The organism is Deinococcus marmoris (assembly GCF_001949125.1).
GTDB lineage: Bacteria > Deinococcota > Deinococci > Deinococcales > Deinococcaceae > Deinococcus > Deinococcus marmoris_A.
On sequence record NZ_MSTI01000040.1, the window covers coordinates 24,897 to 38,825 of the forward strand.

The 13,929-nt window shown below is 64.4% G+C and carries 11 protein-coding genes; 9 read left to right on the forward strand and 2 right to left on the reverse strand.

Features of this window, described 5'->3' with window-relative positions:
- The first annotated feature begins 86 nt into the window (after positions 1-86).
- The 5 genes from BOO71_RS06135 (at position 87) to BOO71_RS06155 (ending at position 3,850) form a co-directional block, all read left to right on the forward strand.
- A complete protein-coding gene (locus BOO71_RS06135) occupies positions 87-758 on the forward strand; it encodes a BON domain-containing protein (protein WP_075831081.1) in 672 nt (223 codons plus the stop codon).
- A gap of 32 nt (positions 759-790) precedes the next feature.
- The gene (locus BOO71_RS06140; RefSeq protein ID WP_075831082.1) at positions 791-1,450 is read left to right on the forward strand and encodes a BON domain-containing protein; all 660 of its coding nucleotides are present in this window, start codon (positions 791-793) and stop codon (positions 1,448-1,450) included.
- Between the two features lie 95 nt (positions 1,451-1,545).
- On the forward strand, positions 1,546-1,953 hold the full coding sequence (locus BOO71_RS06145; protein ID WP_075831083.1) for a PRC-barrel domain-containing protein: 408 nt from the start codon (positions 1,546-1,548) through the stop codon (positions 1,951-1,953).
- A gap of 320 nt (positions 1,954-2,273) precedes the next feature.
- The gene (locus tag BOO71_RS06150; protein WP_075831084.1) at positions 2,274-3,026 is read left to right on the forward strand and encodes an SDR family NAD(P)-dependent oxidoreductase; all 753 of its coding nucleotides are present in this window, start codon (positions 2,274-2,276) and stop codon (positions 3,024-3,026) included.
- A 113-nt stretch (positions 3,027-3,139) separates the two neighbouring features.
- Positions 3,140-3,850, forward strand: a complete 711-nt coding sequence (locus BOO71_RS06155; RefSeq protein WP_075831085.1) for a VIT1/CCC1 transporter family protein — start codon at positions 3,140-3,142, stop codon at positions 3,848-3,850.
- 170 nt (positions 3,851-4,020) lie between these two features.
- Here BOO71_RS06155 and BOO71_RS27665 read toward each other — a convergent pair whose 3' ends face one another.
- The gene (locus BOO71_RS27665; RefSeq protein ID WP_175607379.1) at positions 4,021-4,179 is read right to left on the reverse strand and encodes a hypothetical protein; all 159 of its coding nucleotides are present in this window, start codon (positions 4,177-4,179) and stop codon (positions 4,021-4,023) included.
- A gap of 241 nt (positions 4,180-4,420) precedes the next feature.
- Entirely contained in the window at positions 4,421-5,086 is a 666-nt protein-coding gene (locus BOO71_RS06160; RefSeq protein ID WP_075831086.1) for a TMEM175 family protein, read from the reverse strand.
- Between the two features lie 1,006 nt (positions 5,087-6,092).
- On the opposite strand from BOO71_RS06160, the gene BOO71_RS06165 reads away from it, so the two are divergent.
- From BOO71_RS06165 to BOO71_RS06180, 4 genes are read left to right on the forward strand one after another with little or no spacing between them, the layout of a single operon-like run.
- A complete protein-coding gene (locus BOO71_RS06165; RefSeq protein ID WP_075831087.1) occupies positions 6,093-7,091 on the forward strand; it encodes a HoxN/HupN/NixA family nickel/cobalt transporter in 999 nt (332 codons plus the stop codon).
- Complete coding sequence (locus BOO71_RS06170; protein ID WP_075831088.1) at positions 7,088-11,398, forward strand: cobaltochelatase subunit CobN; 4,311 nt, start codon at positions 7,088-7,090, stop codon at positions 11,396-11,398. The genes BOO71_RS06165 and BOO71_RS06170 overlap by 4 nt, the downstream gene beginning before the upstream one ends.
- Positions 11,395-12,213, forward strand: coding sequence for a class I SAM-dependent methyltransferase (locus BOO71_RS06175; RefSeq protein WP_075831089.1), 819 nt, complete (start codon positions 11,395-11,397; stop codon positions 12,211-12,213). The genes BOO71_RS06170 and BOO71_RS06175 overlap by 4 nt, the downstream gene beginning before the upstream one ends.
- On the forward strand, positions 12,210-13,922 hold the full coding sequence (locus BOO71_RS06180) for a VWA domain-containing protein (RefSeq protein WP_254843050.1): 1,713 nt from the start codon (positions 12,210-12,212) through the stop codon (positions 13,920-13,922). The genes BOO71_RS06175 and BOO71_RS06180 overlap by 4 nt, the downstream gene beginning before the upstream one ends.
- The last annotated feature ends 7 nt before the right edge of the window (positions 13,923-13,929 follow it).

Genomic DNA, 13,929 nt, shown 5'->3' on the forward strand with positions numbered 1-13,929 from the left:
CAGTCCCCTTGACCCATCTTCTGGTCAACGGTTCTCCCGCGTCAATTGCGGCGCATTCGAGCATGCCTGGAATCAAGGAGTGTCATATGACGCGTGACCAACAGCTTCAAGAACTTGTGATGGCTGAACTCGGATTCACACCGGACCTGAACCTCGCGCAGATTGGCGTCACGGCCACCAGCGACGTGGTCACGTTGACGGGGACGGTGAACACCTTCGCGCAGAAACTGGAAGCGCTCGAGGCTACCCAGCGCGTTGATGGTGTGGGCGGCGTCGTCAACAGACTCTACGTGCGTCCTGTGGCGCTGCATCAGCGAACCGACGCCGAGATCACGCAGGCCGCGCTCGACCGCCTGATCTGGAGCTGGATCAAAGCGCTGAAAACGGTCACGGTCAAGGTGGAGCAGGGCTGGATGACCCTGGACGGTGACCTGACCTGGGACTACCAGCGGCGGGCGGCACACGACGCCGTGGCCTGCCTGATCGGGGTTCGGGGCGTGACCAACCGGATCACGGTCACGCCAGCGACCACACCGGACCAGGTGGAATCAAGTCTCAAAAACGCATTCATCCGCCGCAGCGAGCAGGACGCCCGGCAGGTCATGGTGGCGGTCTCCGGCGGTCAGGTGACCCTGAGCGGCCAGACCTCTTCCTGGGCGCAGCGGGAACACGCGGCCCACGCGGCCTGGAGCGCTATGGGCGTGACTGAGGTCAACAACCACATCAAAGTGACCGTGCCGGCATGGTCCACCCTGTGATCTCACTCTTCACCGCCGCAAGGAGCTGGACTATGAACACGATTGGTGATCAACAACTGCACCAGAGCGTGCTGGACGAACTGCTGTTCGAGCCGAGCCTCGACGCGGGGCAGATCGCGGTGAGCGTGAAGGGCGGCGTCGTGACCCTGGCGGGAAGCGTGGCAAATTATCCGGAGAAATGGGCGGCTGAGACTGCCGTCAAGCGGGTGCGGGGCGTGCAGGGGGTGGCCGAGGAATTGACCGTCGACTTCAGGAACGGCAGCCTGCACAGTGACGCGGACATCGCCGGGGCGGCCCGCCGGGCCCTGGAATGGAGCGCGGCCCTCGCGGACCAGGACATCCAGCTCCGGGTGGAGCGCGGCTGGGTCACCCTGGAAGGCATGGTCGAGTGGCAGATTCAGCGCCAGCAGGCCCATGATCTCGTGGCGAACCTGCTGGGGGTGGGGGGCGTCGAAAACCTGCTCACCCTCAAGCCTCAGGTTACCTCCACGGACATCCACAACAAGATTGAGGAGGCGTTCAAGCGCAGCAGCGAACTGGACGCGGGCCGCGTGCAGGTCGAGGTCGCCGGTGGCAGCGTCACGTTACGCGGCGAGCTGCCCGACTGGACAGAGATCGGCGCGGCAGGCCGGGCGGCGTGGAACGCTGCGGGCGTCACCGCCGTCGACAACCAGATCCGTATCGGCGTGTAGGTCGCCGCGCAGCGCCTTCCCGCGCCGCCGCCACCCGCCTTCTTCTGCCAGCGTCCGGACAAATGACTGCTGACAGCCTTATCCAAGGAGTTTTTATGACGCAGCATGACGATAACAGCCCGGACCTGCTTGAAAAACTTGGCGACAGCAACATGATGCTCAGTGACCCCAGCGACGACGTCCGTGGCCGCAAGGTGGTGGACACACACGGTGAGATGCTCGGCCATGTCAGCGCCCTGTTCATCGACAAGCAAGGCCGCAAGGTGCGCTTCTTGCAGGTGGGTGCTGGAGGCTTCCTGGGTCTGGGTGAAAGGGAATTTCTTGTCCCTATCGAAGACGTGAGCAGCACGACGCGCGCCGAGGTCCACATCAACCACAGCCGTGATCATGTGATCGCCGCGCCGCCTTTCGATCCTGAACTGACCACGAAGTACGACCGGGAATTCTTTGACCCGTATTACGGGTATTACGGTCTGGCTCCGTACTGGGCGGGCAGATACTGAAGCGGCGTATCCATTGGTTCGGCTTCCTCCAGATACGGTTCACGCTACTCCTATCATTCGTCAACAGGAGCATTTCAGTACTGGACAACTTTACTTTTTCGTCGTCCAGATCGGCAGAAAACTTGATATGAGCAGCGATCCCGTCTGGGACAAGAAATGCGCTGAGAACAGCTTCTGATCTCAAGCGCTTGTCGGCTCTGTCAGGAGGCAGCACGATGGATACAACGTTCTCTCAAACGTCAGCCAAGCGACGAGCAAAGATTTTTTCGCGTGCCAGTGAAGCTTAAACCCAAGTTGTCCGGTACTGAACAGGAGCATCCATGAGACTTAAAAACAAGGTGGCCGTCATCACGGGTGGGGGCAGTGGCATCGGCCGGGCCACCGCCCTGATCTTTGCGCGTGAGGGGGCCAGCGTCGTCGTGGCAGAACTCAACGGGGACCAGGGCAAACAGACCGTGGACGAACTCCTGAGCCTAGGCCATGACGCACGGTTCATTCAGACGAACGTATCCGTCTTCGAGGACGTGCAGGCCGCTGTCGACCTGGCCGCCGACCATTATGGCCGGCTGGACATCATGTTCAACAATGCGGGCATCGGGATCAATAAGCCGCTGCTCGAACACGAACCCGCCGACTTCGACCGGGTGGTGAAGGTCAATCAGTACGGCGTGTACTACGGGATCCTGGCTGCCGGGCGCAAAATGCGTGACCTGAAGACCGGGGGCGTGATCATCAACACCGCCTCGGTCTTCGCCCTGCTCGCGTCGCCGGGCGTGATCGGCTATCACGCCTCCAAGGGCGCGGTGAAGATGATGACGCAGGCGGCCGCCCTGGAACTCGCACCCCTCGGCATCCGGGTGGTGGCGATTGCCCCAGGCGGCGTCGACACCCCGATCATCCAGGGCTACAAAGACGCTGGGCTGGGCGAAATGATGGCCAGGCAGCAGATGCGGGGCAAGTTGCAGACGCCGGAAGCCATCGCCGAGATCGTGGCCTTCCTGGCGAGCAGCGAGGCTGACGCCATCAACGGCAGCATGGTCATGACGGATGACGGGTTCGCCGAATTCAAGTGATCAGGCCTGCCTGGGTTGAACGGAAGAGGCATCGTCCAAACCATCAAAACGCCGTGAGGTCACGTCCCTCGACAGACATGCTCCTCCAGACGCTGTGACCAAAAGGAGCAATCATGCCCCAGACCCCACATATTGAGCGCCATTTTACTGGTTCAGAGACTGTCCGCGACGTGGTTATCGGCATGAGCGACGGTCTGACCGTCCCGTTCGCGCTGGCCGCTGGCCTCTCGGGCGCGGTGGCCTCCAGCGGCCTGGTGCTGGTGGCCGGCCTGGCCGAGGTGGCAGCGGGCAGCATCGCCATGGGTCTCGGCGGCTTTCTGGCCGCCCGCAGCGACGCTGAGAGTTACCGCAGTGAATTGGCCCGGGAAAGACAGGAGGTCAGAGAACTGCCCGAACGCGAAACCGAGGAGGTGCGCGAGATCTTTTCTGGCTACGGCCTCCAGGGTGAGGCGCTGGAACAGGCGACGCACGCCATCATCTCCAATGCGGAAAGCTGGGTGCAGTTCATGATGCGCAACGAACTGGGGCTTGAGGAACCCCAGCCCTCACGCGCCCCAAAAAGTGCCCTGACCATCGGCGGATCGTATGTGGTGGGAGGATTGATTCCGTTGGTTCCTTATGCTTTTGGACTGCCTATCGGGGAGGCGCTGCGGATCTCGGTGATCGTCACCCTGCTGGCGCTGGCCGTGTTCGGCGCGGTCAAAGCCCTCTTCACGGGGGTCAGTGTGGTGGGCAGCGCCCTGCAGACGACGCTGGTGGGTGGCCTGGCAGCCGGGGCCGCCTTTTTGATCGCGCGGGCCGTCGCCGGGCTGGGCATTGGCTAGCCCCGGCTGGTGGGTGGCCTCTGTGAATTCTACGAACAGGAGCTGTCATGGCTCAGCGCCATCACGATCACCATGACCTGCTCGGGAAACTCGGCGACATCAACTGTCACAACGAGGTTCGTCACCGCAAGGTTCTGGACATGAACAATGCGGCGTGATCTGCACAGCCGTTACTGGTACGCCTCGACCAGTTGGACAGTCCCCGCGCGCAGGCCCTGGCCCTGATGGCGCTGGCCACACCCTGGCTCACGGGTATGCCGCGAACCTGCGCTGCCCACGTCAGGCTGGCGGCGGTTCGAGCCGCTTAAACTGGGCCTGGGGCAGGTCATACGGATTCCGTTTGTTTCGTGTAGGAATCGGAACAGCGCCGATTCCTACACTCCACGTCCGGCATCCGTTTTTCTCCTTCTCGCTCCGCTCGGATTACGGGTGTTTTCAACACCCTCTAATCGGAGTCCGTATCAGATGAGTACGGCCTGCATTTCACACCTCAAGCTTGCCATCGGGCCTGGCCCTTTATAAACGCGCGCTGAGGGATTCATTCCAGTTTGGCCTGCTGCGGTACAGAATTCAGGGCGACGAGATCAGCTTGAGACGCTGCACCACCCGCAGCATGGCAGGAGTCAGCACAGGAATCAGCATCAGGGTGAATGCGGCCTTGTAACCCACCCCATTCAGGGCCAGGATCAGGGTCAGCGCGTACAGCACGGTGGCGCTGAAGGTGGACGCCAGCGTTCTCGCTGGAAGGGGTGGATTGCGCCCGACGATGCGGGGATCGCGTGCGACCAGCAGCGCCAACCCATTGATCGCCAGACTGCTCAGCAGCATGGTCCCCAGATACAGCGCGTACTGCGTGGCGTCCGTTTTCTGCAGCCCTAACAGAGCGGTAGGGACCGGCAGGAACACGATGGTCAGCATCCAAAAGGAGTTCACCAGACGCAACGGCGCGGTCTGGCGCTGCACATGTTCGAAAATGCGTTCATGGTTGTGCCAGAACGCGGTGATCAGCACAAAACTGAGTAGAAAAGAAAGCAGATAATTGCTGCTCGCGTGAACCCACTGGGCGGCAGTTTCATTGGCCCGAATGGTGTCCGGCACCGTTTCCAGCAACGGCAGGATCAGCAGCGTGAGCGCAATCGCCACTACCGCGTCGGTAAAGGTTTTTAACCGCTCGGCGGGGCTGGTACCGAGGGGCAGCGTCGTTTCGCGGAATTCTGATAAGAGCGGCTCGGCCATGCCCGTAGAGTAATCCTCAAAAATTGCACCTGCATCACTGGTGGTAAAGCGCTCCCAGCCGAGAGAATCTGGGAATATTAGAGGCATAGGTTTCAGGGGAGCGCGTCCGCATTCTGACAGACGAGTTCCTGACTGTAGTGGGGGTACCCATGAGTGCTCATAAGTCGATTTTCCACCACTGAGCCGTTTCTCAACATTGCACGGCAGGCTGCCTGTTCGCGGCCGGGCATTGGGTAGCCATTATGGGTTGTCAGGCGTCGTCTGGCAGACCCGTCATAGACTGATCTGACACGTCTTGTTTCCTTCTCGCCCTGCTCGGATTACGGGTGTTTTCAACACCCTCTAATCGGAGTCCGTATGAGGTCAAATTTCGCTTTCCCTGGATAGAGAAAGCAGCCTCACCCTCTTCCTGCTCGGTCGTCAGCCATATGCCGAGCAGTGAGGCATGGAGGCCCAGCTCGCGCGCGGTATGAGAGAGGTTGCGCACGTTCGGGCGAGCCCAGCAGTGTCTCGCTTGAACTCGGCGGAATCGATTCTGTGGTGGGTCATGATGGTGCATCCTCTTGTCGAGGCTGATCTCCATCAGCACAAAACCGCGTCATCCTCAGGGCTGCGTGTTCCCTGAAGTTCTGCCTTCTTGCCTCTGTCAGAAGGCCACCGCTTTTCCACCGCGCTGCTCTGCTAACCTGCGCGCACCTGAGGAAGGGGAAGTCCGGTGAGAATCCGGCGCTGTCGCGCAACGGTATGCCACAAGCTGTGGTGAAGCCCGAATGCCTCTCAGGGACGCCTCCACCACTGTGTGAGGCACCTCTCGCCGTCAGAGGGCCGCGTTCCGCGTCTGCTGCATGACCCAAAGCACCCGCGCTGGCCCCCACCAGTCCGGGTTTCTTCGTGCTCCGAACTGATGGCCCGCCCCGCACGCCGGAGCTTTCATGCCTCAGCACTTCTATCCTTCCAGCGCCACCATGTTCACGCTGCTCAGGGCCGCTCAGCCAGGCCAGCGCAGATGACGCCAGACGGACCACAACTCAACCCACTGACCATTCAGGAGAGCGTCCGACAGGGCCTGCCCTACTTTCTGAGCGTCTTTGGCCTGCATCTCCTGGCGATTGCTCTGTGGATTCCCGCCGCGCTCCATGCCCCGATTCTATGGGGGGTGGGCCTCACGGCTTACCTGTTCGGTCTGCGTCATGCCTGGGACGCCGATCACATCGCCGTGATCGACAACACTGTGCGAAAACTGCTGAACCTCAAGCGGCCTGCTTATGGCGTGGGGATGTTCTTCAGCATCGGCCACTCGTCCGTCGTTTTTCTGATGGCGGCGGCGGCGGCGATCATCGGCAAGGCGCTGCTGGACAATCAGGACGGCATCGGCACGGTGGGCGGCTGGGTGGGGCCATTTGTGGCCGGGGCGTACCTGATCACTGTCGGCATCGTCAATCTGTACTCGGTGTCGCGCATTCTCCGCAGCGGGCATGACGGAAATCACCATCACGGCGGCTTCCTGGCCCGCCTGATCGCGCCGCTGACTGCGCTGGTCAACCGTCAGTGGCAGGTTATTCCGCTAGGCTTTCTGATGGGCCTGGGCTTCGATACCGCCTCCGAAGTGGCGCTGCTGGCGCTGGCTGGAAGCGCGGGGCAGCAAGGTCTGGGCTGGGCCGCCATTTTATCGCTACCGCTGCTGTTCGCCGCCGGGATGACGCTGCTGGACACCCTGGACGGCGTGGCGATGGCCCATGCCTATGGCTGGGCGCTGCACAATCCCAAAGCCAAGCGCACCTACAACGTGCTGGTCACGGGCCTTTCGGGGGCCATCGCGCTGATCATCGGTGTCGTGACCCTCTCGCAGTGGGCGGGGGAGCATTTTCCGGGAGCAGAACGTGAGCTGGCCGCCGTGCAGAACGTGGACGTGTCCCCGCTGGGGTTCTGGCTGGCCGGACTGACACTGGCGTTGTTCGTGGTGGCGCAACTTCTGTTTCGCCGCCGCAGGCAGGAAGCCCTGTGACCGTCTCCCGCCAGCGCGTCCAGAGGGCCGACGGGCGCACCATCAACGTGGTTCGCAAGCGCGGACATCTCAGCTATTGCTTTCACGGTTGCTGTTGTGGGCGCACGGATCGGGGCTTTTCCGCCGCCCCGGTGGACGCGTACCGGGAAGAGTGGACGCGCCGCAAGATTCGCAATCAGATTCACCTGACCAAGGCTGGATGTCTGGGACCCTGTGCGCTGGCGAACGTGGCGCACTTGGTCTTTGACGGCCACGACGTGTGGTTTCACTCGGTCAACGACGCCTGGCTGGTGCGGGCGATTTTTGACTACATCAGCGCCATGCTGGACGCCGGCGGCTATCTGCCGCTGCCCGCCGAACTGGTGGAGTACAGCTTTAACTACTACGCCTGGGACGCCGCCGGAACCGCGCCCGCTGCTCAGGTGGGAGCGGGAGACGCGAAGACCCCGGATCAACTCTCTGGCTTCGCGCTGTTGACGCACGCCGACACCGATCTGCTCAACCTGCGGGCAGCGCAGGAAAGTCTGCCCGGCGACTTTGGACTGGTGACGGGCGTGATGCTCTCGGGCATTCGCAGCGAGGCGCAGATGCAGACCCTGCTCGCGGGCGCAGTCGGGCTGGCCGAGGTGCTGATCGTCCGCATCCACGGCAAATTCAGCGCCGTGCCAGGGGCCGAGGCGCTGCTGAACCATGCCCGCAAGGCCGGGCAACGCCTGCTGCTGCTGAGCGGCACGGGGGAACCCGACGCCGAACTGGCGGCCCTGAGCCTCGCGCCGGCCCGCACGCTGGATACCGCGCTGGCGTATCTGGCGGCGAGCGGCTGGCAGAACATACGCGAACTGCTGCTGAGCCTGAGCGATACGTTGCGCCTGACGGGGTACGGAGCATTGCCGCCGCTGGCCCTGCCTGAACACGGCATCTACGCACCTGATTTGCCGGAAAACGCCACGTTGGACGACTGGCAGCTCGTCCGCACATCCTCGCGCCCAGCGGTGGGCATTCTATTTTACCGCGCCCATGCACTGAGCGGAAACACCGCCTTCCTGGATACCCTGATCACGGCACTGGATGAGGCCGGGGCCGACGCGCTACCGATCTTTACCACCAGCTTGAAAGATGTGGACGTGCATGGCGATCCCAAAGCCTTTGCTTTCTTACACGGCAACGTGGACGCAGTGATCTCCACGCTCAGCTTTGCGATGGCGGAGGTCAAGGCGGGCGGCATCACCGCAGCGGGCGAGAATGTCAGCGCCCTGGAACGGCTGGGCGTGCCGATTATTCAGGGCCTGACCCTGGGCGGCGCACGCGGCCCCTGGGAGACCAGCTCGCGCGGCATGAACCCGCTGGACACCGCCATGAACGTGGCCCTGCCGGAATTTGACGGGCGCATCATCGGAGTGCCGTTTGCCTTCAAGGAGCAGCAGGAAGGTCAGGCCCGCCGTCTGGTGGCCGATCCCGAGCGCAGCGCCCGCCTGGCCGGAATCGCGGTGCGGCTGGCCCGTCTGCGCCACCTGCCCAACTTTGAAAAACGGCTGGCCTTCGTCTTCACCAACTCCACCGCCAAGGCCTCGCAGGTAGGCAATGCGGTGGGGCTGGACTCGGCAGCCTCGCTACTGTACGCGCTGCACGCGCTGAAAGCTGACAGCTACGACGTGGGCGACTTGCCTGCCACTTCTGACGCGCTGATGCACGCCCTGCTGGAGCGCACCACCTACGACACCACCCTGCTCACTCCTACCCAACTGGCGCAGGCGGCGGGGCGTGTGCCAGAGCAGCTCTACGTCCGCTGGTTTGCCGAGTTGCCGGGCAGCCAGCAGCGCCGGATGAAAGAGCAGTGGGGGGCCGCGCCCGGTGAGGCGTATGTCCACGACGGACACCTGGCGCTGGCCGGGCTGTATTTCGGCAAGATTTTTGTGGCCCTGCAACCGCCGCGCGGCTACGGCATGAACCCGGACGCCATCTACCACACCCCCGATCTGCCGCCCACGCACCACTATTACGCGCTGTACCGCTGGCTGCGCGAACCCGTGGCCCTGGGCGGTTACGGCGCGGACGCCATGGTTCACGTCGGCAAGCACGGCACGCTGGAATGGCTGCCCGGCAAGGGCGTGGGCCTGAGCCAGAACTGTTTCCCCGATTCGCTGCTGGGCGACCTGCCGCTGTTTTATCCGTTTGTCATCAACGATCCCGGCGAGGGGACGCAGGCCAAACGCCGCGCCCACGCCACCATCGTGGATCACCTGCCGCCGCCGCTGACCCGCGCCGACACCTACGGGCCGCTGGCCGAACTGGCCGCACTCGTGGACGAGTATTACCAGCTAGAACTGCTTGACCCCTCCAAATTGCCGCTCCTGCAAGGGCAAATATGGGACTTGGTACAGAAGGCCGATCTCGGCACCGATCTGGGCACGATGCTGGGGCGCGATCACGGCGATCACGTCCACGACTGGGACGATGAATTTACTGAGGAAGGCGTGCCGGTCACCATCAGCGAGATGAACGGCTCGGATGTGGCGCACCTGCTGGAAGATATTGACGGCTACCTGTGCGAACTCGGCATGGCCCAGATTCGCGGCGGGCTGCATATCCTGGGCCAGGTGCCAAGGGGGGAGCCGCTGGCCGAGATGTTGCGGGCGCTGACCCGCTTATCTAACGCCGAGGTGCCGGGCCTGCTGGCGGGGCTAGCCGACGTGCTGAACCTGAATTTGACCGATCTGCTGGACAACCTGGGAGCCAGACGTGAAGCAGACGTGGCGCTCAACAACCTGGCGGGGCGTCCCCTTCAAACGGGCGGCGACGCGCTGGAACTGCTGGACGAGCTGGCCCTGCACCTGTACCAGACGCTGGCAGACCGCGACTTTGACTCCGCCGCCATCCCCGACGTGCTGGCGCTGACGATGGGCGTTCAGGGCGATTACGGCGCGCTGCCGCAGACGCTGGCCTACGTCTGCCACGAACTCAAGCCCAACCTGGACGGCACCACCGCCGAGATCACCAACCTGCTGGCGGGCCTGAGCGGGCGCTATGTTCCGGCGGGGCCAAGCGGCGCACCGTCGCGTGGTCAAGCGCACATTCTGCCCACCGGGCGCAATTTCTATGCCGTTGACCCCCGCGCCCTGCCGTCCCAGGCGGCCTGGACAGTGGGCAGCAGCCTGGCCCACGAGGTGCTGGAGCGTCACCTCAAGGAGGCGGGGGGCTATCCCGAACACGTCGCCATCAGCGTCTGGGGAACCTCCAACATGCGGACGCAGGGCGATGACGTGGCGCAGATTCTGGCCCTGATCGGCGCGAAACCCGTCTGGCACCCGCAGAGCCGACGGCTGGAAGGCGTCACCCTGATTCCCCTGGAGGAATTGGGCCGCCCGCGCATTGACGTGACGGTTCGCATCAGCGGCTTTTTCCGCGACGCCTTCCCGCACCTGATCACCCTGCTGGACGACGCCTTTCAGCAGGTCATGCACGCCGAAGAAGACCCCGAGCAGAATTACCCCCGTAAGCATTATCTGGCCGATCTGGCAGGCCGACTGGCGGAATTGCCACCGGAAGAAGCCGAGAGCCGGGCGGGCTACCGCGTGTTCGGCAGCGCTCCCGGCAGCTACGGCGCGGGCATTCTGGACCTGATCAACGAGGGCAACTGGACGAATGACGCCGATTTCGCCCAGACCTTCATCAACTGGGGCGGCTACGCCTACACCGCCGCCGAGCAGGGCGCGGACGCCCGCGAGGACTTCGGGGCGCGGCTGCGCCAGACCCAACTGGTGCTGCACAACCAGGACAATCGCGAACACGACATCTTTGACAGCGACGATTACCTGCAATTCTTCGGCGGCATGATCGCCAGCGTGCGGCACCTCAGCGGCGCTCAGCCCCGGCATTATTTCGGTGATACGGCCAACCCCGAACGTGCCCGCGTACGTGATCTGGGCGAGGAGGCCCTGCGCGTGTACCGCTCACGGGTAGTCAATCCCAAGTGGCTGGATGGGATTCGCCAGCACGGCTACAAAGGTGGCCTGGAACAGACGGCCACGGTGGATTACCTGTTCGGCTTTGACGCCACCGCGCAGATTGCCCACGACTTCATGTACGAGGGTGTGGCGCAGGCGTACGCGCTTGATCCGGTCAATCAGGACTTCCTGAAACGCAGCAATCCGTGGGCCTTGAACGCCATTGCCACCCGCTTGCTGGAAGCCGAGCAGCGTGACTTGTGGGAGGCGTTGCCAGAAACGCTGGTGGCCCTGCAAAGCCTGCTGATGGAGAGCGAGGGCCTGCTGGAAGACCGGGGCGAGCAGGCGCGGGTGAGGGGATGACCGCTCCGAACCCCACTGTCCAGACCGACGTCTTCGGCGAGTGGCGCGAACAGGTCCTCGCCGTGCGCTCGGGGCGCTGGCAGCCGGAGCGTGACCGGGCCTACTGGCATGCCCAGGCCGCGAAGTACGACGCGGGCCAGCCGGAACTGCCCAACACGGTGGCGTGGCTGCACGGACAATTGGGCGGACGGCTGGGCGGCGCGGCCTCGCTGCTGGACGTGGGCGCGGGCACGGGCCGCCTGACCCTGCCGCTCGCGGGCGCGGTAGCCAGGGTCACGGCGCTGGACCACTCGCCCGACATGCTCGCGGTGCTGATCAGCAAGCAGCCGCCCGCGCATCTGGAGGTGCGCTGTCAGGAACTCGCCGACGCTCTGCACGACTCCAGCCTCGCGCCCCACGACGCGGTTCTGGCGGCGTGGTCGCTGGCCTATCTGCCCGACCTGCGCGGCGCATTAACGGGGCTGCTGCGCCTGGCCCGCCGCGATCTGTTCCTGCTGGAGGACGACGGCCTGGGCAGCCCGCACGTCACCCTGCGCCGCACGCTGGCCGGGCAGCCGAGGCCGCAGCGGGCCACCAGCCTGCGCCGCGCCCTGCACGCGCTGGGCGAGTCACCCGCCCACCTTCAGATCACCGAAACACGCGAACTGGTCTTTCCCGACACGGCGGCGCTGCTGGCCCAGGCGCGGCTACCGTTGCCAGAGGCCGAGGTCCTGGAGTTCCTGCACCCCTTCCTGACGGCGCAGGAGGATGGTGGCTGGCGCTACCGCTGGACCTTTGACGTGCATGTGCTACACGTTCGCCGGGGGAGCGCGTGATCCCCGACACTCTCCCGACCTATCCACTTTCAGCCATCGCCCATCAACCTGAACTGCTATTGGCCCTCTCCCTGCTGGCGGTGGCACCCTCGGTGGGTGGGCTGCTGATCCGGGGAGACCGGGGCGCGGCCAAGAGTACGGCGGCGCGGGGACTGGCCGCCCTTTTGCCCCAGGAGGGTGGTCATTCCGCCCCATTCGTCAACCTGCCGCTGGGCGCAACCGAGGACCGCGTGGTGGGCACGCTGGATCTGGACGCGGCCCTGCGCGGCGAGGCCCGGCTCAAGCACGGCCTGATGGTGCAGGCGCACGGCGGGTTGCTCTATATAGATGAGGTCAATCTGCTCCCCGATCATCTGGTGGACGTGCTGCTGGACGCCGCCGCGCTGGGCGTGGTGCGGGTGGAGCGCGACGGGTTAAGTGCGGCGGCCCGCGCTGATTTCGCCCTGATCGGCAGCATGAACCCGGAAGAGGGCAGTCTGCGCCCCCAGTTTATGGACCGTTTCGGGCTGTGTGTGGACGTGCAGGCCCCCACCGACCCCCGCCAGCGGGCCGAGATCGTGCGGCGGCGGATGCGCTTTGAGACTGATTCTCAAGGTTTCACGGAGCAGTGGCAGGCTGAGGAGTTGCGCCTACGTGAACGCCTTCAGGCGGCCCGCCTGCTCTTTCCCTCAGTCCATCTGCCAGACGCCCTGCTGAGCCAGATTGCCGGCCTGAGCGCCGCCGCCCAGGTACGCAGTTTGCGGGCCGATCTGGTGATGCACCGCGCCGCCCGTGCATTTGCCGCACTGGAGGGACGGAGCGAGGTCAGCAAGGCGGATATTGAGCGGGTGGCCCCGCTGGTGCTGCTGCACCGCCGCGATCCACGCCTGCCGCCACCATTCCCGTCCCCAACTTCTCAACACCCCCCTGGCAACCCAGAGCCGGAAGCGGGTCAGCCCCCACCGCCACCCGACTTCAACCCGCAGGCGGAGGAAATCTTCGCACCTACCAGCAACGCCGCTCCTCTGCCCGTGCTGGTGGGCAAGGGCGCGGCCAGCAGCGGTTCATCCCTGGGCGAGCAGCCAGGACGTGTGATTCGCAGCGTTCCCACCTCCCCGCAGTCCAACGCGCCTCTTCACTTGCCCGATACGCTGAAAGCTGCGCTGGGACGCAACCTCGGCGGCGAATTCAAACTGACCTCCGACGATCTCAGAAGTGCTATTCACGAACCCGTGGGCGGGCGGCGGGTGCTGTTCGTGGTGGACGCCAGCGGCAGCATGGGCGTCGCGGGCCGCATGGGGGCGCTCAAGGGGACGCTGCTGGGCGTGCTGAACGACAAGGCCCGCCGTGACCGCGCGGCTTTAATCGTCTTCCGGGGCACAGGCGCGGCGCTGGCCCTGCCCTGGACGACGGACGCCGCCGAGGCCGAGGCCGTCATCGCCGCCGTCCCCACCGGGGGCCGCACCCCGCTGGCCCACGCCCTTGAACTGGCCGCAGAGCTGGTCAACGCCGAATCCAGCGCCGAACTGGTGATCTTCACCGATGGGCGGGCCAACGTGCCGCTCACAGCGGGGAGCGATGCCTGGACGGACGCCCTGCACGCTGCGCAGGCCCTCAAAAATGTTTCCGCCCTGGTGGTGGACACTGAAACGGGCCGCATCAGGCTGGGCCGCGCAGCGCAACTGGCCGAGGTGCTGGGAGCGCGGTACAGCGTGCTGGAAACCCTTTGACGAAATT

Coding starts and splice junctions, on each gene's coding strand:
- BOO71_RS06135 (WP_075831081.1), top strand. CDS start 87: ATGACGCGTGACCAACAGCTTCAAGAACTTGTGATGGCTGAACTCGGA.
- BOO71_RS06140 (WP_075831082.1), top strand. CDS start 791: ATGAACACGATTGGTGATCAACAACTGCACCAGAGCGTGCTGGACGAA.
- BOO71_RS06145 (WP_075831083.1), top strand. CDS start 1,546: ATGACGCAGCATGACGATAACAGCCCGGACCTGCTTGAAAAACTTGGC.
- BOO71_RS06150 (WP_075831084.1), top strand. CDS start 2,274: ATGAGACTTAAAAACAAGGTGGCCGTCATCACGGGTGGGGGCAGTGGC.
- BOO71_RS06155 (WP_075831085.1), top strand. CDS start 3,140: ATGCCCCAGACCCCACATATTGAGCGCCATTTTACTGGTTCAGAGACT.
- BOO71_RS27665 (WP_175607379.1), bottom strand. CDS start 4,179: ATGACCTGCCCCAGGCCCAGTTTAAGCGGCTCGAACCGCCGCCAGCCT.
- BOO71_RS06160 (WP_075831086.1), bottom strand. CDS start 5,086: ATGGCCGAGCCGCTCTTATCAGAATTCCGCGAAACGACGCTGCCCCTC.
- BOO71_RS06165 (WP_075831087.1), top strand. CDS start 6,093: ATGACGCCAGACGGACCACAACTCAACCCACTGACCATTCAGGAGAGC.
- BOO71_RS06175 (WP_075831089.1), top strand. CDS start 11,395: ATGACCGCTCCGAACCCCACTGTCCAGACCGACGTCTTCGGCGAGTGG.